17 protein-coding genes and 1 pseudogene are annotated in these 21,098 nt (G+C 60.4%); 11 read left to right on the top strand and 7 right to left on the bottom strand.

All coding sequences use genetic code 11. From position 1 onward, the window contains the following. Both ACIPL2_RS33870 and ACIPL2_RS33865 read right to left on the bottom strand, forming a co-directional pair. Positions 1 to 147 (bottom strand): annotated as a pseudogene (locus ACIPL2_RS33870) (phosphate-binding protein); the annotation flags it as partial. 233 nt (positions 148 to 380) lie between these two features. Further along, complete coding sequence (locus tag ACIPL2_RS33865) at positions 381 to 1,679, bottom strand: MFS transporter (RefSeq protein ID WP_401364833.1); 1,299 nt, start codon at positions 1,677 to 1,679, stop codon at positions 381 to 383. Between the two features lie 365 nt (positions 1,680 to 2,044). Here ACIPL2_RS33865 and ACIPL2_RS33860 point away from each other — a divergent pair, with 365 nt between their 5' ends. Further along, positions 2,045 to 2,449 (top strand): acyl-CoA thioesterase, encoded by a 405-nt coding sequence (locus ACIPL2_RS33860; RefSeq protein WP_007896491.1) that lies wholly within the window; start codon positions 2,045 to 2,047, stop codon positions 2,447 to 2,449. A 57-nt stretch (positions 2,450 to 2,506) separates the two neighbouring features. Then, positions 2,507 to 3,406, top strand: a complete 900-nt coding sequence (locus ACIPL2_RS33855; protein ID WP_401364830.1) for a D-hexose-6-phosphate mutarotase — start codon at positions 2,507 to 2,509, stop codon at positions 3,404 to 3,406. Between the two features lie 133 nt (positions 3,407 to 3,539). Here the strand turns inward: ACIPL2_RS33855 and ACIPL2_RS33850 are convergent, their stop codons facing one another. From ACIPL2_RS33850 to purE, 4 genes are all read right to left on the bottom strand, one after another. Then, positions 3,540 to 4,076, bottom strand: a complete 537-nt coding sequence (locus tag ACIPL2_RS33850; protein ID WP_401364827.1) for a DUF3299 domain-containing protein — start codon at positions 4,074 to 4,076, stop codon at positions 3,540 to 3,542. Between the two features lie 86 nt (positions 4,077 to 4,162). After that, complete coding sequence (locus ACIPL2_RS33845; protein WP_010465333.1) at positions 4,163 to 4,408, bottom strand: GlsB/YeaQ/YmgE family stress response membrane protein; 246 nt, start codon at positions 4,406 to 4,408, stop codon at positions 4,163 to 4,165. Between the two features lie 110 nt (positions 4,409 to 4,518). Then, positions 4,519 to 5,601 (bottom strand): 5-(carboxyamino)imidazole ribonucleotide synthase, encoded by a 1,083-nt coding sequence (locus ACIPL2_RS33840; RefSeq protein ID WP_401364824.1) that lies wholly within the window; start codon positions 5,599 to 5,601, stop codon positions 4,519 to 4,521. Between the two features lie 11 nt (positions 5,602 to 5,612). Then, positions 5,613 to 6,104: a 5-(carboxyamino)imidazole ribonucleotide mutase gene (gene purE / locus ACIPL2_RS33835; protein ID WP_019694319.1), complete on the bottom strand. Its 492-nt coding sequence runs from the start codon at positions 6,102 to 6,104 to the stop codon at positions 5,613 to 5,615. A 396-nt stretch (positions 6,105 to 6,500) separates the two neighbouring features. Here purE and ACIPL2_RS33830 point away from each other — a divergent pair, with 396 nt between their 5' ends. Beyond that, a complete protein-coding gene (locus tag ACIPL2_RS33830; protein ID WP_401364821.1) occupies positions 6,501 to 7,061 on the top strand; it encodes a hypothetical protein in 561 nt (186 codons plus the stop codon). A gap of 66 nt (positions 7,062 to 7,127) precedes the next feature. On the opposite strand, the gene ACIPL2_RS33825 is transcribed toward ACIPL2_RS33830, so the two are convergent. Further along, a complete protein-coding gene (locus ACIPL2_RS33825) occupies positions 7,128 to 8,039 on the bottom strand; it encodes a LysR substrate-binding domain-containing protein (protein ID WP_401364819.1) in 912 nt (303 codons plus the stop codon). 180 nt (positions 8,040 to 8,219) lie between these two features. Here ACIPL2_RS33825 and aspA point away from each other — a divergent pair, with 180 nt between their 5' ends. The 8 genes from aspA to ACIPL2_RS33785 all read left to right on the top strand — a co-directional run bounded on the left by aspA (position 8,220) and on the right by ACIPL2_RS33785 (position 20,905). Beyond that, a complete protein-coding gene (aspA, locus tag ACIPL2_RS33820) occupies positions 8,220 to 9,644 on the top strand; it encodes an aspartate ammonia-lyase (protein ID WP_401364816.1) in 1,425 nt (474 codons plus the stop codon). Positions 9,645 to 10,086: 442 nt separating this feature from the next. Continuing rightward, positions 10,087 to 11,538 carry an alanine/glycine:cation symporter family protein gene (locus ACIPL2_RS33815; RefSeq protein WP_401364813.1) on the top strand — a complete coding sequence of 484 codons (1,452 nt, stop codon included), beginning with the start codon at positions 10,087 to 10,089 and terminating at the stop codon, positions 11,536 to 11,538. A gap of 141 nt (positions 11,539 to 11,679) precedes the next feature. Further along, complete coding sequence (locus ACIPL2_RS33810) at positions 11,680 to 12,684, top strand: asparaginase (RefSeq protein ID WP_401364810.1); 1,005 nt, start codon at positions 11,680 to 11,682, stop codon at positions 12,682 to 12,684. 151 nt (positions 12,685 to 12,835) lie between these two features. Further along, positions 12,836 to 13,828: an AraC family transcriptional regulator gene (locus tag ACIPL2_RS33805; protein WP_401364808.1), complete on the top strand. Its 993-nt coding sequence runs from the start codon at positions 12,836 to 12,838 to the stop codon at positions 13,826 to 13,828. Between the two features lie 230 nt (positions 13,829 to 14,058). Then, the gene (locus ACIPL2_RS33800; protein ID WP_401364805.1) at positions 14,059 to 15,090 is read left to right on the top strand and encodes a histone deacetylase family protein; all 1,032 of its coding nucleotides are present in this window, start codon (positions 14,059 to 14,061) and stop codon (positions 15,088 to 15,090) included. Positions 15,091 to 15,102: 12 nt separating this feature from the next. Beyond that, the gene (locus ACIPL2_RS33795; protein ID WP_401364802.1) at positions 15,103 to 16,203 is read left to right on the top strand and encodes a polyamine ABC transporter substrate-binding protein; all 1,101 of its coding nucleotides are present in this window, start codon (positions 15,103 to 15,105) and stop codon (positions 16,201 to 16,203) included. A 131-nt stretch (positions 16,204 to 16,334) separates the two neighbouring features. After that, the gene (locus ACIPL2_RS33790) at positions 16,335 to 17,732 is read left to right on the top strand and encodes a hypothetical protein (protein WP_401364799.1); all 1,398 of its coding nucleotides are present in this window, start codon (positions 16,335 to 16,337) and stop codon (positions 17,730 to 17,732) included. Beyond that, positions 17,699 to 20,905 (top strand): hypothetical protein, encoded by a 3,207-nt coding sequence (locus ACIPL2_RS33785; protein ID WP_401364796.1) that lies wholly within the window; start codon positions 17,699 to 17,701, stop codon positions 20,903 to 20,905. The genes ACIPL2_RS33790 and ACIPL2_RS33785 overlap by 34 nt, the downstream gene beginning before the upstream one ends. Positions 20,906 to 21,098 lie beyond the last annotated feature (193 nt).

The raw sequence follows: 21,098 nt of genomic DNA, 5'->3' as shown, positions 1-21,098 counted from the left end.
ATCGGAGCCGACGCTGGACAGGTTGCCCGACACACCAGTGGTCTTGGTGTAGCTCGGGTTAGCAGGGTCAACAGCGGCATCCGCGTTGGCAGTCGCAACGCCAGCAGCGACAAAAGTCATTGCCGCCATCAAACGCTTCAGTTTCATGCCTTACTCCTAGCAGATAGGGTGTGTTAAGTCGGGGCCAAGTATCAGCAGGCCGTGTGAACACTCTATGGCTGAAATATGACAATTGGATGAAAGGCCAGCATTCGGCTTTTTTGCAGGATATTTCGCGTCATCGTTCTTCGCGGGCAAGCCTCGCTCCTACAGGTCAGCTGGATCCGTAGGAGCGAGGCTCGCCCGCGAAGGCGTCAGCGCAGACGATAAGAAAAGTCGGCTTACCGCCCCTTCTTCCAAAGATACGCACCCACCAGAATCCCGACCCCGCAAATAATCGCTACATAGTAAGCCGGCCCCATCGGGCTTTCCTTGAGCAGCAGCGTCACGACCATCGGCGTCAGGCCGCCGAAGATGGCATAGGCCAGGTTGTAGGAGAACGACAGGCCGCTGAAGCGCACCACCGCCGGGAAGGCTTTGACCATGACGTATGGCACCGCACCGATGGTGCCGACCAGGAAGCCGGTCAGGGCGTACATCGGGAACAGCCATTGCGGGTGGTTGAACAGGCTGTGGTAGAAGGTCCACGAGCTGATCAGCAGCGCGGCGCTGCCAAACACGAACACCCGACCCGCGCCGAAGCGGTCAGCCAGCGCACCGGAGACGACGCAACCCACGCTGAGGAACACGATCGCCAGGCTGTTGGCCTGCAACGCGGTGGTTGGCGAGAAGTGATAGACCGTCTGCAGCACAGTTGGGGTCATCAGGATGACGACGATGATGCCGGCGGACAGCAGCCAGGTCAGCAACATGGAAATCAGGATGGCCCCGCGGTGGTCACGCAGCACCGCGCGCAGCGGCACTTCTTCGGCCAGGGCTTTGCGCAGCTGCAGTTCGGCGAACACCGGGGTTTCGTGCAACCAGCGACGCAGGTAAACCGAGAACAGCCCGAACACGCCGCCCAGCAGGAACGGGATACGCCAAGCGTAATCCGCAACTTCCACCGGGGTATAAATGCTGTTGATCGCCGTGGCCACCAATGAGCCCAGCAGGATACCGGCTGTCAGGCCGCAGGTCAGGGTGCCGCAGGCGTAACCGATGTGTCGCTGCGGCACGTGTTCGGAAACGAAGACCCACGCCCCCGGCACTTCACCGCCAATCGCTGCGCCCTGGATCACCCGCATCAGCAGCAACAGAATCGGCGCCCACATCCCGATCTGCGCGTAAGTCGGCAGCAGGCCCATGATCAGGGTCGGTACGGCCATCATGAAAATGCTCAGGGTGAACATCTTCTTGCGACCCAACAGGTCGCCGAAGTGTGCCATGACGATGCCGCCCAGCGGCCGCGCCAGGTAGCCAGCGGCGAAGATGCCGAAGGTCTGCATCAGCCGTAGCCACTCGGGCATGTCGGCCGGGAAGAACAGCTTGCCCACCACCGTGGCGAAGAACACGAAGATGATGAAGTCGTAGAACTCCAGCGCGCCGCCGAGGGCAGACAGCGATAAAGTCTTGTAGTCGTTGCGGGTCAGCGGTCGTGCGGACTGGGACGGCTGCGCGATGCTCGAGGGCGCTGTGGTCATGGCAAGGGCTTCTCTTATAGTCGGATCTGCAACCCCAACAACGCTGGCGGAGGCTTGGGCAGGTCCGGCACGATAGCAAATTGTTCGAAAAAGCACATAGAGGTGCGTATTTGACGGTCAAAATGAGAACCGGACGGTCGTCTCGGGGTCTACCGACCGATATACTCGCTATCTTGCGACAGCTTGCAAGGGTTGCTGTGCGAAGACGTTGCTGGCGCTACCAGTCGATTTCGCAGAGTTTCCCTTTAGGCGCCTTACGAAAAACGTGACGAACGTAGTATGTTCGGGGCTGAATCGTTTTTCTTTGAGACGGCTATTCACCTTGAAGTACCAATGAAGAGTCACGGGTCAGAGGCACCCCCGGCATGATAGAGCTCGAACAAGAAGATCCAATCCCGCAAGGCGACCTGGCCCTGCAAATCACCGCCCTTCCCCGTGAAACCAACGGTTTTGGCGATATTTTCGGCGGTTGGCTGGTAGCGCAGATGGATTTGGCCGGCACCGCCATGGCCAGCAAGGTCGCGGGGGGTCGCGTGGCGACTGTTGCGATTGACCGCATGGCGTTCCTGGTTCCGGTTGCGGTGGGCGCCCAGCTCTCCTTCTATACCCAGGCGCTGGAAATCGGCCGCAGCTCGATCCAGATGATGGTCGAGGTCTGGAGCGACGATCCGCTGTCTAGCGAATGGCGCAAAGTGACTGAAGCGGTGTTTGTGTTCGTCGCCATCGACGGCAGCGGTCGCACTCGCTCGGTTCCACCACGCGCGCGTTAAACACTGCGACCGTTTCGCGGTCCATTGCAGTCATTGTTCCTGATCGAGAGCTGTCCCATGAGCACGCCCAACGTTGAAGCCGTAAAACTGGATGAACTGAACTGCTGGCGTATCCGCCACGGCCAGGCCGAATTGCTGGTCGCCCAGCAAGGCGCGCACATCCTCAGCTATCAATTGGCCGGCCAACCGCCGCTGATCTGGCTCAACGACGAGGCCGTGTTCAAGACCGGCAAAAGCATCCGCGCGGGCGTGCCCGTGTGCTGGCCGTGGTTCGGCAATTTTTCGCGCAACCCGCAGAGCGTTCAAGCGATGCGCGTCAGCAGCGAACCGCCGACCGCTCACGGACTGGTGCGGGCAATGGACTGGGAGCTGGACGGTATCGAAGCCGAGGGCGAAAGCCTGAAGGTGGAATTTGTGCTGCCCTACCCCGAAGGCGGCTTGCCAGGCTGGCCGCATCAGGTGGATTTGAAGCTGAGCATTCGTCTGGATGAGCAACTGCACATCAACCTGACCAGCCACAACCAGGGTTCGGACACCGTCACGATCAGCCAGGCATTGCACAGCTATTTCGCCGTCAGCGATGTGCGCAACGTGCAGGTCGAAGGGCTGGATGGGTTGAGCTATATCGAGACGCTGGACGACTGGAAAACCGCTACCCAGACTGGCGATTTGCATTTTGCCGGCGAAACCGACCGTATCTACCTCGATACCCCGGCGACGCTGAGCATTGTCGACCCGGCCTGGGAGCGGCGCATCGAGCTCACCAGCCGCGGTTCGCGCTCGTCAGTGATCTGGAACCCGTGGATTGATCGCGCCGCTGCATTCAGTGACATGGCCGACGATGGCTGGCAGCGCATGCTGTGCATCGAAACGGCGAATGTGATGGATGATGTGGTGAACCTGGCGCCAGGGGCGAGCCATACCTTGGGTGTCAGCCTCGGCAGCAAGCCTCTCTAACACCGCAAAACCAATGTGGGAGCGGGCTTGCTCGCGAATGCGGTGTGTCAGGCACCATTGATGTCGACTGACACTCCCTCTTCGCGAGCAAGCCCGCTCCCACATTTTGTTTGTAGCTGGCCCGAATGGCGCGTTACAAATCGGACTCCTGCACCACCCGCACTTTCGCCGCATCCAGCGCATACGCTGCATCAGCCAGGTCGTTATTGACCTTCTCGACCTTCAGCGTGCCAGTCACCCACAGCGGTGTGTAGATATCATCCAACTTCAAACCTTTCGGATAACGCACCAACACCAACTGGTTCGGCGGTGGAGGCGGCACGTGGATGCAAGCGCCCGGATAAGGCACGAGGAAGAACAGCGTGCTGCGGCCCTTGGCGTCGGACTCCAGCGGGACCGGATAACCACCGATGCGGATGTTCTTGTCGTTCATCGACGGCACGGTCTTGGTCGAATACATCACCGCCGGCAAGCCTTTGCTCTGTTTCATGCCACCCTTTTCGGTAAAGGTGCCATTGCCTTCGGGAGAGTTGTGGTCGATTTCGGGCATGGCCTCGAGGGCTTTCTGGTCCGACTTGGGCATCAGCTCGAGCCAGTCGGTTTCCGGCAGTTCGCCGGCGTGGGCAAGGCCTGTACCCAGTAAAAGAAAGGTCAATAGAAGACGGCGCATGGAGTGCTCGGTAAGGAAGGACGAAAAGTCGCCGAGCATTCTAGCCCTCCCCGCGCGTTTGGCAGAGAGGGCTTTGTCGCTTTGAATCAGTTCTTTCTGATCAAGCCGTAGATCACCAGCAACACCACCGCGCCGACCAGCGCACCGATGAAGCCTGCACCTTCGCCCGCGTGATAGATGCCCAGGGCCTGGCCGCCGTATGTAGCCGCCAGCGAACCGCCGATACCGAGCAGGATGGTCATGATCCAACCCATGCTGTCATCGCCCGGTTTCAGGAACCGAGCCAGCAGGCCGACGATCAAGCCGATAAAGATGGTTCCGATAATTCCCATGGCATTTCCCTCTGATTGAATGGCTATGCCAAAGCCTAGTCAGACTTTGGCATCCTGCCATGAGAGAACGGCGGCCCTTGAATGGTTCCGCCGCAGCCACATGAAACTGTTTATTCGGCGATGAGCGCTTCGACCTTGAGGATCTGCGCGGCCAGCGTCTCGCGGTCTGCACACCGCAGGTTGGCGTGACCGACCTTGCGGCCGACCTTGAACGCCTTGCCATAGTGATGCAGATGGCAATCGGCAATGGCCAGGACCTTCTCGGTCTCCGGCACTTTGCCGATGAAGTTCAGCATCGCGCTTTCGCCGACCTTGGCGGTCGAACCCAGTGGCAGGCCGGCAACCGCCCGCAGGTGGTTTTCGAACTGGCTGCACTCGGCGCCTTCGGTGGTCCAGTGCCCGGAGTTGTGCACGCGCGGTGCGATTTCGTTGGCTTTGAGGCCGCCGTCGACTTCGAAGAACTCGAACGCCATCACGCCGACGTAGTTCAGCTGCTTGAGCACACGGCTGGAGTAGTCTTCAGCCAAGGCTTGCAACGGATGGTCGGTGCTGGCCACGGACAGCTTGAGGATGCCGCTGTCGTGGGTGTTGTGAACCAGCGGATAGAATTTGGTTTCGCCATCGCGGGCACGCACGGCGATCAGCGAGACTTCACCGGTGAACGGCACGAAGCCTTCCAGCAGGCAAGCCACGCTGCCCAGTTCAGCAAAGGTATCGACCACGTCTTCAGCGCTGCGCAGGACTTTCTGGCCCTTGCCGTCGTAACCCAGGGTGCGGGTTTTCAACACGGCCGGCAGACCGATGGAAGCCACGGCGGCGTCCAGATCGGCTTGCGACTGGATGTCGGCAAACGCCGGGGTAGGAATTCCCAGGTCCTTGAACATGCTCTTCTCGAACCAGCGATCGCGAGCGATGCGCAGGGCTTCGGCACTCGGGTAGACCGGGACGAATTGCGAGAGGAACGCCACGGTTTCGGCCGGGACGCTTTCAAATTCGAAGGTCACCAGATCGACTTCATCGGCCAGCTGACGCAGGTGATCCTGATCGCCGTAATCGGCCCGCAGGTGTTCGCCCAACGCGGCTGCGCAAGCATCCGGCGCCGGGTCCAGGAAAGCGAAGTTCATGCCCAGCGGAGTACCCGCCAGCGCCAACATGCGACCCAACTGGCCGCCACCGATTACACCGATCTTCATCGTCAACAACCTCAGGCGATGCGTGGGTCTGGATTGTCCAGGACGCTGTCTGTCTGCTCAGCACGGAAAGTTTTCAGCACCGCGTGGAACTGCGGGTGCTTGGCGCCCAGGATGCTCGCCGAGAGCAGGGCTGCGTTGATCGCGCCGGCCTTGCCGATGGCCAGGGTCGCAACCGGAATGCCCGCCGGCATCTGCACTATAGAGAGCAGCGAATCGACGCCCGAGAGCATCGACGACTGCACCGGTACGCCCAGTACCGGCAGGTGGGTCTTGGCCGCACACATGCCTGGCAAGTGGGCCGCGCCACCGGCACCGGCGATGATCACCTCAATGCCACGCGCCTCGGCTTCTTCAGCGTACTGGAACAGCAGGTCCGGGGTGCGGTGGGCAGAGACCACTTTCACCTCGTAAGGGATGCCGAGCTTTTCCAGCATATCGGCGGTGTGGCTAAGGGTGGACCAATCGGACTTGGAGCCCATGATCACGCCAACCAGTGCACTCATCGTCGTGCCTCTTCTCTCTGGGCGCCCGCAGGCGCGTCAAAAAACAACAAGCCACGCAAAATGCGTGGCTTGATTGTACGAATTATGGCCGGGCGAACCGGCCGAAGGCCGCGCAGTATACCGCAATGTGGCAGATAAACAGCCCCCGTTGCGACCAACTGTCACCTGCTTCGAAACGTGCCGTTTACTGACTCGAAAATCAGGAATGCCGACCGCCACCGCAGGCAATAAACCGCCTCATTACTTACCACTTAAAACATATAAAGAAATATAAGAGCAGCATCTTCAAGATGCGTTTATAACCGTCATTAATATATAACTACGGACGTCAGCCTCCAACTTTAACTATTGCTGACTTCTGCATTAACCCTTATTAAATTTTTAAGGAATCAACGTATGCCACGCTCACTATTATTGACTGTTTTTATCCACGAAGATCTAACGGATTACGCGATGCGAGACCTGCGCGAGCATTTTGACTGGATGGTTACCGAGATTGAAGAAATCTCTGGGCGCCAAATGACCCTTGTTTTTGTACCCTCCTCAGACACACCGGAAATCAGCGGCTTTAACTACAAAGACAGTGATACATCACAGGTGCTGTACGAGTGGTACAAAGAGGTTGAACTCTATAAAAGATCATCACCGTTACACTATGACGACAACCTTCATAAGTTTCTTTTATTGACACGCCATAACATCAACGGCAGTACTGCAGGTGTCGCCGCGCCAACGGGGCACTATGCAATTGCATCAATCAACCATCGGGCGCCCGCTCATGAAGTGGGCCATATGTTCGATGCACGGCATGACGATTACGAAGTTCTTTATAACGGTTGGTGGAACGAAACCATTATGGCCCCAGGCACCGGATTCTCTCCCCTCAGGGGCGACGCCGACCGCTTCAGCGACAAGAACAGAGAAAACATCCGCGATTACCTCGAACAGTTCGATTGAAAAATTCGCTGAAGCCTCCTCTTCAAAAGAGTGAAAGCCCGCTTGGCTTTCACTCTTTTGCTTGCATCAAGAGGCCGCGCTCGCCGCGCCACCTTCGAGTTTGCGCCAGAGCAACCGCACGTTGGCCTTGCGCACCAGCGCGCAGCGGTACAGGCGAATCTCCAGCGGTACATGCCATTGCGGGCCGCCGCAGACCACCAGTTCACCGCGCGCCAGTTCGGCGCGCACACTGAGTTGTGGCACCCAGGCAATGCCCAGGCCTTCCAGCGCCATGCTTTTCAAGCTGTCGGCCATGGCGGTTTCGTAGATGGTGGTGAAACGCAGCGCCCGCTGGCGCAGCAGCATGTTCACCGAGCGCCCGAGAAACGCTCCGGCGCTGTAGGCCAACAGCGGCACGCTGGCTTCGCCTTCCAGATCGAACAGCGGTTTGCCATCGGCATCAGCGGCGCAGACCGGCAACATCTCGGTCTGGCCAAGGTGCAGCGACGGGAAAATTTCGGAGTCCATCTGCATCGCCGCATCCGGGTCGTAGAAAGCCAGCATCAAGTCGCAGCCGCCTTCACGCAGCGCATGCACCGCATCGCCAACGTTCGTCGCGACCAACCGCGTGGCGATGTTCAAGCCTTCGTTGCGCAACTGCGCGATCCAGCGCGGGAAGAAACCCAGGGCCAGCGAGTGCGCGGCGGCGACCTGCATCACCTCGCCCTGCCCGCCCTCCAGATGATGAAGATGGCGCAGCACTTCGCCGAGCTGCTCAACAACCGTCCGCGCGGTGACCAGAAACAATTGCCCCGCCGCCGTCAGCTCGATTGGCGTGCGCGAACGATTGACCAATTGCAGCCCCAATGCGGCTTCCAGGCTGCGGATCCGCCGGCTGAACGCCGGCTGAGTCACGAAGCGTCGTTCCGCAGCCTGGGAGAAGCTGCGGGTGGCGGCCAAGGCGCTGAAGTCCTCGAGCCATTTACTTTCCAGATTCATCACGTCCTCCCGGACACGCACCAATTTAGGTCACACGCTCGCCGCCAACGCGGCGTCACACGGGCATTATGCCGAATGTGCATAGGCTAGTGTTTAACAGCATTGGCTCTAAATTCTCTACAAGCCTAGCATTTGCAGTGTTACGGCACAGACCGGGTCCATATCGAGATGATTTCTATCATGTCCTCCGCTGCATCTTTCCGCACAGAAAAAGACCTGCTTGGCGTACTCGAAGTACCTGCTCAAGCGTATTACGGCATCCAGACCCTGCGAGCGGTGAACAACTTCCGTCTCTCCGGCGTTCCGATTTCGCATTACCCGAAGCTGGTGGTCGGTCTGGCCATGGTCAAACAGGCCGCCGCTGACGCCAACCGCGAGCTGGGTCACCTGAGCGAAGCCAAGCACGCTGCCATCAGCGAAGCCTGCGCACGTCTGATCCGCGGCGATTTCCACGAAGAGTTCGTGGTTGACATGATTCAAGGCGGCGCTGGCACTTCAACCAACATGAATGCCAACGAAGTCATCGCCAACATCGCGCTGGAGGCCATGGGTCACCAGAAGGGCGAGTACCAATACCTGCACCCGAACAACGACGTGAACATGGCGCAGTCGACCAACGACGCTTACCCGACGGCGATCCGCCTGGGTCTGCTGTTGGGCCACGACGCGCTGCTGGCCAGCCTCGACAGCCTGATCCAGTCGTTCGCCGCCAAAGGTGAAGAATTCAGCCACGTCCTGAAGATGGGCCGCACCCAGCTGCAAGACGCCGTGCCGATGACCCTGGGCCAGGAATTCCGCGCCTTCGCCACCACGCTGGGTGAAGACCTGGCACGCCTGAAAACCCTGGCGCCCGAGCTGCTGACCGAAGTGAACCTGGGCGGCACCGCGATTGGTACCGGCATCAACGCCGACCCGCGTTATCAGCACCTGGCTGTTCAGCGTCTGGCATTGATCAGCGGTCAACCACTGGTTCCAGCCGCCGACCTGATCGAAGCCACTTCCGACATGGGCGCCTTCGTGCTGTTCTCCGGCATGCTCAAGCGCACCGCGGTCAAGCTGTCGAAGATCTGCAATGACCTGCGCCTGCTGTCCAGCGGCCCACGCACCGGCATCAACGAAATCAACCTGCCAGCGCGTCAGCCAGGCAGCTCGATCATGCCTGGCAAGGTCAACCCGGTAATCCCGGAAGCGGTCAACCAGGTGGCGTTCCAGATCATCGGCAACGACCTGGCCCTGACCATCGCGGCCGAAGGCGGCCAGCTGCAACTGAACGTGATGGAGCCGCTGATCGCGTTCAAGATCTTCGACTCGATCCGCCTGTTGCAACGCGCCATGGACATGCTGCGCGAGCACTGCATCGTCGGCATCACCGCCAACGAAGAGCGCTGCCGCGAACTGGTCGAGCACTCGATCGGCCTGGTCACCGCGCTGAACCCGTACATCGGCTATGAAAACGCCACCCGCATCGCCCGTATCGCCCTTGAAAGCGGCCGCGGCGTGCTGGAACTGGTGCGCGAAGAAGGCTTGCTCGACGAAGCCATGCTCGCCGACATCCTGCGCCCGGAAAACATGATTGCTCCGCGTCTGGTTCCGCTTAAAGCCTGATCCGACGCGTTACTTGTAGCACCGCTCACCAGGTCGAGGGACTAGACACCTCTCACCTTTTGAGGGCTTGGGGATTTATTCCCCAGGCCCTTTTTTTTATCCGCAGATCCTGCAAACGAAGGCATTACCTGTAGGAGCGAGGCTTGCCCGCGAAGGCGTTCTCAAGTGCGCCAAAAGCTTCGCGGGCAAGCCTCGCTCCTACAAGAGATTAACCAGCGTGCAGACGGACGGCACTCTCATCGGTATAGTGCCGCCCCTCTTCGCGTGAGCGGTCGTCGGTAACGAGGCCTACACCCAGGCGAAACCCGAACTAATAACAAACCCGCGATATGAAACCGGGACGACTCTTCGCCTCACCTGTTGTGCCGTGCGCCAACCGGTGTAACGCGATGTTTCGATCCGGCCCGCATTTGCCTACACAAAAAACAGCGAGGAATACTCCATGCTCGAAGTCATTAACGACTTCCTCTCAGGGAAAGTACTGATCGTGCTCATTGTCGGGCTCGGTAGCTACTTCACGATCCGCTCGCGTTTCGTTCAATTGCGCCACTTCTTCCACATGTTCGCGGTGTTCCGCGACAGCCTCAAAAGCAGCGCCGGCCAACTCAGTTCGTTCCAGGCCCTGATGCTCAGCCTCGCCGGCCGCGTCGGTGCGGGCAACATTGCCGGTGTCGGCATCGCCGTGACCCTGGGCGGCCCAGGCGCGGTGTTCTGGATGTGGGTGACCGCGCTGGTCGGCATGTCCAGCAGCTTCTTCGAATGCTCCCTCGGCCAGCTCTACAAGCGCTGCGATTCCGACGGCACGTTCCGTGGCGGTCCGTCTTATTACATCCAGCACGGCCTGCAAAAACGCTGGTTGGGCATGATCATGGCGTTCCTGTTGCTGGTGACCTTCGGGTTCGCCTTCAACGGCCTGCAATCCCACGCCGTGACGCACTCGCTGAACAACGCGTTCGGCCTCGACACCACCTGGACCGGGCTGGCCCTGGCGGTGTTGCTCGGCCTGGTGTTCATCGGCGGGATCAAGCGCATCGCCAAGGTCGCCGACCTGCTGGTGCCGGTGAAGACCCTGGTGTACATCGGCGTGACGATCTACGTGATCGTGCTGCAATTCGACCACGTCCCCGCCATGCTGATGACCATCGTCAAGAGCGCTTTCGGTCTGGACCAGGCGTTCGGCGGCCTGATCGGCAGCGCCATCGTCATGGGCGTGAAACGTGGCGTGTTTGCCAACGAAGCGGGCCTGGGCAGTGCGCCTAACGTGGCTGCGGTCGCATCGGTCGAGCACCCGGTGGCACAAGGCGTGGTGCAGGCGTTCAGCGTGTTCCTCGACACCTTCGTGATCTGCACCTGCACCGCGTTGCTGATCTTGCTCTCGGGCTTCTACACCCCGGGCTTCGAAGGCGACGGCATTGCCCTGACCCAAAACTCGCTGGCCGCCGTGGTCGGTGACTGGGGCCGGATGTTCATCTCCGTGGCACTTGCGTTGTTCGTGTTCACCTCGATCCTCTACAACTACTACCTCGGCGAGAGCAACCTGCGCTTCCTGATCGGTGAAAACCGCAAGGCGCTGATCGGCTATCGCGCGCTGGTGCTGGTGTTGATCTTCTGGGGGGCGATCGAAAACCTCGGCACCGTGTTCGCCTTCGCCGACATCACCATGACGATGTTGGCATTCGTGAACCTGATCGCGTTGTTCCTGTTGTTCAAGGTCGGCATGCGCATCCTGCGTGACTACGATGACCAGCGTGCCGCCGGGATCAAGACGCCGGTGTTCGATTCGAGCAAATTCCCGGACCTGGACCTCGACTTGAATGCCTGGCCAGCCAACCCGCCAGCCGCCGCCCCTAAAGCCGCAGCTGAGCCGCAAGGCGTACCCGCGGCGCAACGCTGATCGGTTAAAGTGCGCAAATCCCATGTGGGAGCGGGCTTGCTCGCGAATGCGGTCGTCCAGTCAACATTGATGTTGAATGTGTCGGCCCTTTCGCGAGCAAGCCCGCTCCCACACAGGAACTCATCGTTTCGGAGAGTCTCCATGAATTCCTCGACCTATCCTGCCGCCCAGCACGTCATGGTGCTCTACACCGGTGGCACCATCGGAATGCAAGCCAGCGCCCACGGTCTTGCCCCGGCGTCCGGTTTTGAAGCGCGGATGCGCGAGTACCTGCACGGCCAACCTGACCTGGTGGTGCCGCAGTGGCGCTTTCGCGAGATGTCGCCGCTGATCGACAGCGCCAACATGACCCCGACCTACTGGCAGCAACTGCGTGAAGCCGTGGTCGACGCCATTGATGTCCAGGGCTGCGACAGCGTATTGATCCTGCACGGCACCGACACCCTGGCCTACAGCGCGGCGGCCATGAGCTTTCAATTGCTCGGCCTGCCTGCCCGCGTGGTGTTCACCGGCTCGATGCTGCCGGCCGGCGTGACCGACAGCGACGCCTGGGAAAACCTCAGTGGCGCACTGGTTGCCCTCGGCCAAGGCCTGGCGCCTGGCGTGCATTTGTATTTCCACGGCGAACGGCTGGACCCGACCCGTTGCGCGAAAGTGCGCAGTTTCGGGCGCCATCCGTTCAAGCGACTGGAGCGTCAGGGCGGCGGCGTGAAAGCCGCTTCGTTGCCGGCGCAGTTGAATTACAACCAGAGCAAGCAACTGGCGAAAGTCGGCGTGCTGCCGTTGTTTCCCGGCATCGACGCCGGCGTTCTGGATGGCTTGCTCGACAGCGGCATTCAAGGTTTGGTCCTGGAGTGCTACGGCAGCGGTACCGGGCCAAGCGATAACCCGGAATTTCTCGCCAGCCTGGCGCGGGCGCGGGACAACGGCGTTGTGGTTGTCGCCGTGACTCAGTGCCACGAAGGCGGTGTGGAGTTGGACGTGTACGAAGCCGGTAGCCGCTTGCGTGGAGCGGGCGTGCTTTCGGGTGGCGGCATGACCCGTGAAGCGGCGTTCGGCAAGTTGCACGCGCTGTTGGGCGCCGGACTCGAAGCCGCTGAAGTGCGGCGCCTCGTAGAACTCGACCTCTGCGGCGAACTCAGCTGACACAACACATAACCCTGTAGGAGCGAGGCTTGCCCGCGAAGGCGTCCTCAAGTACGCCAAAAGCTTCGCGGGCAAGCCTCGCTCCTACAGGGTTGGGGGCCCCGGCATACAACTTGCTGCCATTCCGGCATCCCAAGGCTGGAAACTCCCCATGCTCCACTCCCATCTCACCACGCTCAATGCGGTTTCGCTGGTGCTCAATGTGTTCAAGGCCGAGGGCCTGTCCAGCGCAGCGCTCTTGGCCGGCAGCGGCATCAGCGCGGCGGATCTGAGCCGGGCGGACACGCGCATCACCACCAACCAAGAGATGCAGGTTTGCGCCAACGCCGTCGCCCTCAAGCGCGATATCGGCCTGGAACTGGGCCGACGGATGCACGTTTCGTCCTACGGCATGCTCGGGTATGCGCTGCTCACCAGTGCCACCTTCGGTGACGCGTTACGCCTGGCGATTCGGTATCCGGCGCTGTTGGGAACACTTTTCGAGTTGAGCCTGGAAGAGGACGGCGAGCGCATCTGGTTCGTCGCCGCCGATTACCGAGAAAACCCGGCACTGGCCGTGTTCAACGCCGAGTTCTGCCTGGTGTCGTTGAAAGTCATCTGCGACGACCTCCTCGGCCATCCGCTGCCACTGCTGGCCGCACGCTTCGAACATGCCGCCCCCGATTATGAAGCGACCTACGCCGAACACTTCAATGGCCCGCTGCACTTCGACGCGCGGGACAACGCGTTTGCTTTCGACAAGCGCTGGCTTGATCAACCATTGCCATTGGCCGATGTCATCACCCATCAGGCCATGGCCGAACGGTGCCGCAAGCAGAACATCGAATTTACCGGGCGCCAGGCGTGGCTGGGGCGGATTCGCCACCTGCTCAGCGCGCAACTCAACGCCGCACCCGGCCTGGAAGGCCTGGCCGAGCAGATGAACTGTTCGGCACGGACATTGCGCCGACACCTCAAGGACCTTGGCTGCAGCTATCAGGAATTGCTCGACGAGTTGCGCTTCGAGCAGGCCAAACACCTGCTGTGCGAGGATCAACTGCCGATCTACCGGATTGCCGAGGCGCTGGGGTTCAGCGAGACCGCGAGTTTCCGCCATGCGTTTGTGCGCTGGAGTGGCGTGGCGCCCAGCCAATTCCGCCCTTGAAACAACCCCGTCACGTCACCTGTAGGAGCGAGGATTGCCCGCGAAGCTTTTGGCGCACTTGAGGACGCCTTCGCGGGCAAGCCTCGCTCCTACAGGTCTGTCACCCGAGGGGCGAATTTCGGTCAGCTATTTTGGCCATATCTATCCCCTTTTGGCCTTTCCTGCCGTTCTCCCAAACCCCGTCCGCCGCAAGACTGTGTTCAACCGAATCAGCCTGCGGAGAACAAGAAATGCTGACGATCTACTCGGACGATCACCACCTGCACCACGGCCGTTGTGAATTGATGGACGGGCAACTGATGCCCTGCTTCGAAATGCCGTCGCGCGCCGACCATGTTCTGCAGCGCGTGCAGTACCGCGACCTCGGTCCGGTCGAAGCGCCACAGGATTTCGGCCTCGACCCGATCGCGCGCATCCACAGCCGCGACTACCTCGATTTCTTCAAAGGTGCCTGGGCGCGCTGGACCGAATTCAACACCGACGGCGACTTGCTGCCCTACACCTGGCCCGCCCGCACCCTGCGCCGAATCATGCCCACCAGCCTGCATGGCCAACTCGGCTATTACAGCTTCGACGGTGGCGCACCGATCACCGCCGGCACGTGGCAAGCGGCGTACAGCGCGGCGCAAGTGGCGTTGACCGCGCAAGCGGTGATCCAGCGCGGCGCGCGCAGTGCCTTCGCCTTGTGCCGGCCACCGGGACACCATGCCGCCAGCGATTTGATGGGCGGTTATTGCTACCTCAACAACGCAGCCATCGCCGCTCAGGCTTTCCTCGATCAGGGCCACAAAAAGGTCGCGATCCTCGACGTCGATTACCACCACGGCAACGGCACCCAATCGATTTTCTACGAACGCAGCGACGTGTTGTTCACTTCGATCCACGGCCACCCGGAAGCCGAATTCCCGTTCTTCCTCGGTTATGAAGATGAGCTCGGCGAAGGCGCGGGCGAAGGCTTCAACTTCAACTACCCTTTGCCCGCCGGCAGCGCTTGGGACAGCTGGAGCGCCGCGCTGGAACAGGCCTGCAAAGAGATCGAAAACTACGGCGCAGACATCGTCGTCGTGTCCCTGGGCGTCGACACGTTCAAGGACGATCCGATCTCCCAGTTCAAGCTCGACAGCCCGGATTACCTGGCCATGGGCGCACGCATCGCGGGCCTCGGCAAACCGACGCTGTTCGTGATGGAAGGCGGCTACGCGGTAGAAGAAATCGGCATCAATGCCGTGAACGTTCTCGAAGGTTTTGAAAGCGCCCAATGAGGAATTAGAACAATGAACAGACTCAAGCGTTTTATCGCTCCAGCACTGTGCGCCACGGTGCTCAGTGGTGCCGTTCACGCTGAAGAGCGAACGTTGCGTGTCTACAACTGGTTCGACTACATCACCCCCAAAGCCCTGGAAGACTTCAAGACCCAGAACACCCAGACCAAACTGGTCTACGACATTTTCGACACCAACGAAGCACTGGAGGCGAAGCTGCTGACGGGCAACTCCGGTTACGACGTGGTGGTGCCGTCCAACGTGTTCCTGGCCAAACAGATCGAGGCCGGCGTGTTCCAGCCGCTGGACCGCAGCAAACTGCCGAACTGGAACCACCTCGATCCGAAGCTGATGAAGCTGATCGAAGCCAACGACCCTGGCAACAAATTCGCTGTGCCGTACATGTACGGCACCATCCTGATCGGTTTCAACCCGGACAAGATCAAGGCCGCCCTGGGCGACAACGCGCCGGTGGACAGCTGGGACCTGATCTTCAAGGAAGAGAACATCAGCAAGCTCAAGCAGTGCGGCGTGGCGCTGCTCGACTCGCCCTCGGAGATTCTGCCGCTGGCCCTGCAACACCTGGGCCTGGACCCCAACAGCAAGAAGCCGGCTGACTACGAAAAGGCTGAAGCGCTGCTGATGAAGATCCGTCCGTACGTCACCTACTTCCATTCCTCCAAGTACATGGCCGACATTGCCAACGGTGACATCTGCGTCGCGGTCGGTTATTCCGGCAGCTTCTCCCAGGCGGCCAACCGCGCCAAGGAAGCCAAGAACGGCGTGATCGTCGACATGCGCCTGCCAAAAGAAGGCGCACCGATCTGGTTCGACATGCTCTCGATTCCTAAAGGCGCCAAAAACCCGGAAGACGCCTACACCTTCATCAACTACTTGCTGCAGCCACAAGTGATCGCGCCGGTCAGCGATTTCGTCGGCTACCCAAACCCGAACAAGGACGCCACGGAATTGGTCGACCCGGCGATCCGCAACAACCCGAACCTGTACCCGACCGACACGGCCATGGCCACGCTGTACACCCTGCAACCGTTGCCGCGTGATGCCGAACGGGCGCGGACCCGGGCCTGGACCAAGATCAAATCCGGGACCTGAATCAGCGACTGAAAGCGAAGACCCGCGCACTTGCGGGTCTTTTTTACCTGCACTATTTATCTACCGCCATTCGCCATGGCCCGAGCACTACCTTGCCCTGATTCTCTCAACCGTCAGCCAAGGATATGGCCATGCCCGAAACCTCCACGCCCAGCTCAGTTGATGTACTCACTCAACTGATCACCGGCCCTTCACTCACCGAAGTTGCCTCCAATGCCTTACGCCCCGTCCTCGCAACGCTGTACCCGCGACTGGACATCAACCCGGCCCTGACCGTGGTCGCGACACCGACCTGGGTGATCGACGACAAAACTATCGAGGCCGGTCCCTGCGACTTCGAACCCCTCACCGATGTGCTGGTTCGTCTCGCGTTGTCCGGCGCCACGGTGGCCTACATCGATGGCGAACACTTCCTCACCGAACAACCCGGATTCGAACCGCCAACCCAGCTCCCGGTAGAGATCGAGGCGATCGGCGCCCGCCTCAACCAGCTCGCTCCATTACTGTTCACCGCTTACCAGGAACAGCAGATCGACTACTGGAACGCTTCCACCAGCGCCTCACAACCGCGTTGGCACCAACTCTCGCAAACCTTGCAACAGCTCTGGAACGTCAGCGACCACAACGGCTGGGACGCAGACCAGCGGGCCATGGCGCACGCCGTGTTCAATGCTCCGGACAAGGCGCAGCGATTGACCTCCGACCCCTACAAGACGCGCGCGTGCCTGATCGACCTCGACATCGGTGACGGCGCCGCTCGTAAACACCTGAACATTCTCGACACGGCGGTATTGGTGGGCACACTCGGGCAGCGCACGCTGATCCTCACGCACTCGATCACCGACGGTTATCAGCACTTTGATTCATTCGATGAGCTCGGCCGGTCGCTGCGCTGGTCAGTGGAAGGCGCGATCACGGCGATCAACGTGCGCTGGCGCCTGTTCGAACCCGAGGGCAACTTCTTCGATCATCAGGCGTGCACACTGATTGCGCTGGAAGCCCAGGCGATAGGGGCCATCGATTACTTTCAGCGCCCGGACGACTCGATTTTCCTTTCGCGACTCGCTGCGACCAACAGGCAGCAGCCACTGGCCGGGAGCCCAACAGCCCAATACACGCACATGGAACATTCGCTGCCACAGTGGCTGGAACACGCCTCGCCTTCCGACCAGTCCCGTTACAGCCGGCATTTGCTGGACCTGGTCGCGGTGCAGCAGCAAAACGCCGGTAAAACCTTTCAAGGCGAAATGCCCGGCATCAAGGCATTCACGCTGGAGGCGTTGCAGAAGAAAATCAGCCAGGCGCCGGCACATGGCTTCAACCTGCAAGAGGTTGAAATCACCGTGACCAGCGTGGTGGTCTGGGGCACGTTCGTGCCGCCGGAACATCAAGCAAAGCTGACCCTTTCGCTGGTCGAACTGGCGTTGCAAAACCTGGTGGCGCTGCCACTGGGGAATCAGTCGGTTCGGTATCGGGACAACGCTGCGCTGCCGCCATGGATGACCCGGCGTACCTGGAGAACCTGGTGACTGCGGTCAATATCGGTGAAACCTATCCGGCGTTGCTGCAGAATCGGCTGGTCGACGACCGTCAACAAGCCTCACACCTGCAGCAGCTCTACTGCCGCCAACTGCCTGTCGAATTGCCGTTGCTGGCGTTGCAACAGAAGATCCGCGGCGAGGCCGGCATCGATGAGCAAGGCTATCGTTATGTGGTGGCGGCGCTGGCAGCTGAGCCCGCGGCCCGACAGGTCGACGAACAGGACATCGTGATTCGCCCGCTCGCGTTCATCACCGGCAATCACACCACCGGTGTTGCCGACGAAGTGGTCAACATGTTCGTGATCGGCCCACGCACGGCGGACGCGGGTCCGTGCCTGCTCTACCGTCCACTGCTCAATCCGCCACTGCTGCAATACCCTTCGCCAGCCAACCTGTTGTACGCCATCAAACACTCGAGGACATTGCGCCAGTCGATACTCGCCTGGTTGCCGGACGACGTACGCTTCCACTACTCGCAATACGTGTTTCCCGGTGCACTGCCTTCGGTGTGGACCGTGCCGCAATTGCTGGTCGATCCTTCACTGTCACCGGACTCGACCGGCCTGGTATCACTGGGCAGCCGCACGATTGAAAACCACCTGCTGCCCACCTTGTTCAACGCCAATGCCGAGGCATTGATCACCCAGGCGAATCGCCAATCGGTGTCCAATGCCGAGGCGCGTTGGGCGTCCCTCAAACGTGGCGGTTGGGCGCTGTTCAACGTGGCACTGCCGTTTCTGGGGCGCAGCGTGGGTACGGCGGCGTGGATCTGGCAAATCATGGATGACCTGCAGGAAGCCGCAGAGGCCGTGGAGCAACAGCAACAACCCTGGACGCCACTGACAGACATCTTGCTGACGCTCGCCATGGTGCTCGCCCACCGAGCGGCGGTGCGTATAAAACCGCAAAGGACGTCGCCCGCCATCGCCCCGGAGAAGCCGCCATCGAACACGGAAATAACGGCGCCAGCCAGTATCGGCGCAACCCGCTTACCGGACATCGTCGAACATGAACTGCCGCAAAGCCATCAATTGTCGCTGCACAACCTCGGCGTACTGGAGCGATCGCGACCGGGGCTGGGCGACGTGCTCGACAGCCTGAAAGTCAGCGAACCTGATGGACTCGTCCTGTCGCAAGCCGAGGGTCCGCACCAACACCTGAGCGGCGACGGGCAAAAATGGTACGCCCAGGTCGGTGAACGCTGGTTCGAGGTCGAACTCAACGACAACGACGATGTGCAAATCATCGACTCGCGCCAGCAACCGCCGCGTAGCGGGCCGCTACTGGTCAACAACGCCCGTGGCGAATGGTTTGTCGATCTGCGCTTGCGCCTGCGCGGCGGCGGCCTGAAAAGTCGGCGCAAGCAATTGCAACAGCAGAACGAGGCGCAGTTGCGCCAAAAGAAGCAGGACATCGCCACGTTCGATGCCGGACTGCAAGGTAAGCGCCTGCAACTGGTCAACGTGCGGCGCGCCATGTTGGAAGCCACGTCGGAGACGGCCGCTAGCGCACGCCAGCAATTTCTCGACACCCTGGAATCACAGGTGCAGGAATACAGCCGCCACCTCGAAGACCTGAAAGCCCTGAACATCCTCGAAGCGGTGCCCAACTATCGCATCGCGATGCTCGACCGGATTGCCTTGCAGCTGTTTCTGATGCAGTCCTGGGTGGACGAGCGTTACCCGGAATTTCGCGAGAGTCTGCGGATCACCCTGGAATTGCTCGACAAGATGGACAACGAGGTTGTCACTGACCACGCCGGGGCTTTTGAAAAAATGACCGATTTGACCCAGGGCATCATCGACAAAATCGAGTTCGCGCAAACCCGCTTTGCGGAGCTCAGCCTGCTGGGTCGGGAAGCCGCTGAGGTCAGCCGTCAATACCAGGCCAAACTTCCACCGTTCTCGTTGCAGGATTTGAAGCTGCTGCAAATCACCCTGGGCGAGGAACTGTGCCTCCAGGCTGAGCCTGGAGAGTTCCGTGAACAGGCGCGGGAGGCGCTGGAAAGCCTGGTCGAGGATGCGTCGCTGAACATACAGAGCGCGTTGGACCTGGGCGCGGATGAAAGCCTGAGTCAGCTCGGCGAACGCGTCGAGACGCTGAACAATCTGGTGGAACAGTTCGACGTGATCGACCAGCGATTCCTCGATCTTGTCGCGGAGTTTGCCCAGTACTTGAACAGTGAACGCCTTGAGCAGGTGCGCCAGCGCGTGGCCGAATTCCACCAGGTCGCCGTGCAACAGCTGTCGACTCTGCTGCGCGACCAACGCCTGCTGGAGCCGGTCGCCGGCCCCTCAAAAGCGCCGGCTACGCCCGCCAGGAAAATCATCAAGACCCGTTACAAGGGCACGCTTGTCGGCCAGCCGCGCCGCAGTGATGGCGGGCAGGAAGGCGATCTGGTCGATGTGGTGGCGCCGCTGACGGGCAAGGTGATCGCGACCTTTCACGAAAAATCGCCGGGGGTCTGGCTTGAAAGGGTCCCGGCAAAACCGCCCGCACCGCCCAAGGCAAAACCCGACCTGCCGAAAAGCCTCACTGCCGGCCAGGCGCTGCTCGACGAGTTGCCGGCATTCAATCAGCGCACTCAGGCACACATCCGTCGGGCGCAGCGTAATCCCACGGAAATCGAGGAAATCTACTACCTGCATGCCAATCGCCTGCGTGAGGCCATGGCCAGGATCGATCAGGCCCTGACCGTCGGTAACCATACGGAGAGCAAGAGCGCATCGGCTACAACCCTGCGCCAGCAACTCGACCGTGAAGCGACTGCGCTGTATGCCAAGGGCCGTGCGACTCGAATCGACATGACCAAACAGCAGGCCCCGACCGCCGCGCGGGTTGAGTGGCTGGTTGGCAAAGGTGAGGTGACGATAGGTAGAGCCACCGAACGCCGTCGGCTCAAAGGCCCGCGCAAGGACTATTTGACGGAGTATGAAATTCTCGACAAGCCCTCCAGAAAGGTTCTTTGGTATGCGCATTTTCACTATGACAACGCTACCGATCCGCGAGAGTCATTCACGGCTGCGCATCTGAAAACCGTCGCTCAACGCAAGCTTGGCGGTGCTTTTGACTGGCGTGAAAGTGGTAGCAATCAGGAATTGATCGAGATCCACCGTAGCGGCATCAGCCGTGCGCAGGCCACTGCGCTGTTTTTCTCCTGAGTGTTTTGATTGGGGGCATATCCGTTTTTTTGGTGACGGCTGATATTGGTTTCGCCCTTACGGCGAGTCACTTTCGAAAATCCGGAAGCCGGCCCAGTCGAAAGTAACCAAAGCGCTTCTGCCCTTTCGTTCGGTGCCTCGCTAAGGCTCGGCATGCCCTCGCTCCGGTCCTGCTCCGTGGGCCCGCCGCCAT

Origin of the sequence: Pseudomonas sp. NPDC086251 (assembly GCF_044746405.1) — a bacterium.
Classification (GTDB): domain Bacteria; phylum Pseudomonadota; class Gammaproteobacteria; order Pseudomonadales; family Pseudomonadaceae; genus Aquipseudomonas.
Note: the sequence above shows the minus strand (reverse complement) of the source record. Positions and strands in the feature narration are given on the sequence as shown.

Coding starts and splice junctions, on each gene's coding strand:
- ACIPL2_RS33865 (WP_401364833.1), bottom strand. CDS start 1,679: ATGACCACAGCGCCCTCGAGCATCGCGCAGCCGTCCCAGTCCGCACGA.
- ACIPL2_RS33860 (WP_007896491.1), top strand. CDS start 2,045: ATGATAGAGCTCGAACAAGAAGATCCAATCCCGCAAGGCGACCTGGCC.
- ACIPL2_RS33855 (WP_401364830.1), top strand. CDS start 2,507: ATGAGCACGCCCAACGTTGAAGCCGTAAAACTGGATGAACTGAACTGC.
- ACIPL2_RS33850 (WP_401364827.1), bottom strand. CDS start 4,076: ATGCGCCGTCTTCTATTGACCTTTCTTTTACTGGGTACAGGCCTTGCC.
- ACIPL2_RS33845 (WP_010465333.1), bottom strand. CDS start 4,408: ATGGGAATTATCGGAACCATCTTTATCGGCTTGATCGTCGGCCTGCTG.
- ACIPL2_RS33840 (WP_401364824.1), bottom strand. CDS start 5,601: ATGAAGATCGGTGTAATCGGTGGCGGCCAGTTGGGTCGCATGTTGGCG.
- purE (WP_019694319.1), bottom strand. CDS start 6,104: ATGAGTGCACTGGTTGGCGTGATCATGGGCTCCAAGTCCGATTGGTCC.
- ACIPL2_RS33830 (WP_401364821.1), top strand. CDS start 6,501: ATGCCACGCTCACTATTATTGACTGTTTTTATCCACGAAGATCTAACG.
- ACIPL2_RS33825 (WP_401364819.1), bottom strand. CDS start 8,039: ATGAATCTGGAAAGTAAATGGCTCGAGGACTTCAGCGCCTTGGCCGCC.
- aspA (WP_401364816.1), top strand. CDS start 8,220: ATGTCCTCCGCTGCATCTTTCCGCACAGAAAAAGACCTGCTTGGCGTA.
- ACIPL2_RS33815 (WP_401364813.1), top strand. CDS start 10,087: ATGCTCGAAGTCATTAACGACTTCCTCTCAGGGAAAGTACTGATCGTG.
- ACIPL2_RS33810 (WP_401364810.1), top strand. CDS start 11,680: ATGAATTCCTCGACCTATCCTGCCGCCCAGCACGTCATGGTGCTCTAC.
- ACIPL2_RS33805 (WP_401364808.1), top strand. CDS start 12,836: ATGCTCCACTCCCATCTCACCACGCTCAATGCGGTTTCGCTGGTGCTC.
- ACIPL2_RS33800 (WP_401364805.1), top strand. CDS start 14,059: ATGCTGACGATCTACTCGGACGATCACCACCTGCACCACGGCCGTTGT.
- ACIPL2_RS33795 (WP_401364802.1), top strand. CDS start 15,103: ATGAACAGACTCAAGCGTTTTATCGCTCCAGCACTGTGCGCCACGGTG.
- ACIPL2_RS33790 (WP_401364799.1), top strand. CDS start 16,335: ATGCCCGAAACCTCCACGCCCAGCTCAGTTGATGTACTCACTCAACTG.
- ACIPL2_RS33785 (WP_401364796.1), top strand. CDS start 17,699: ATGGATGACCCGGCGTACCTGGAGAACCTGGTGACTGCGGTCAATATC.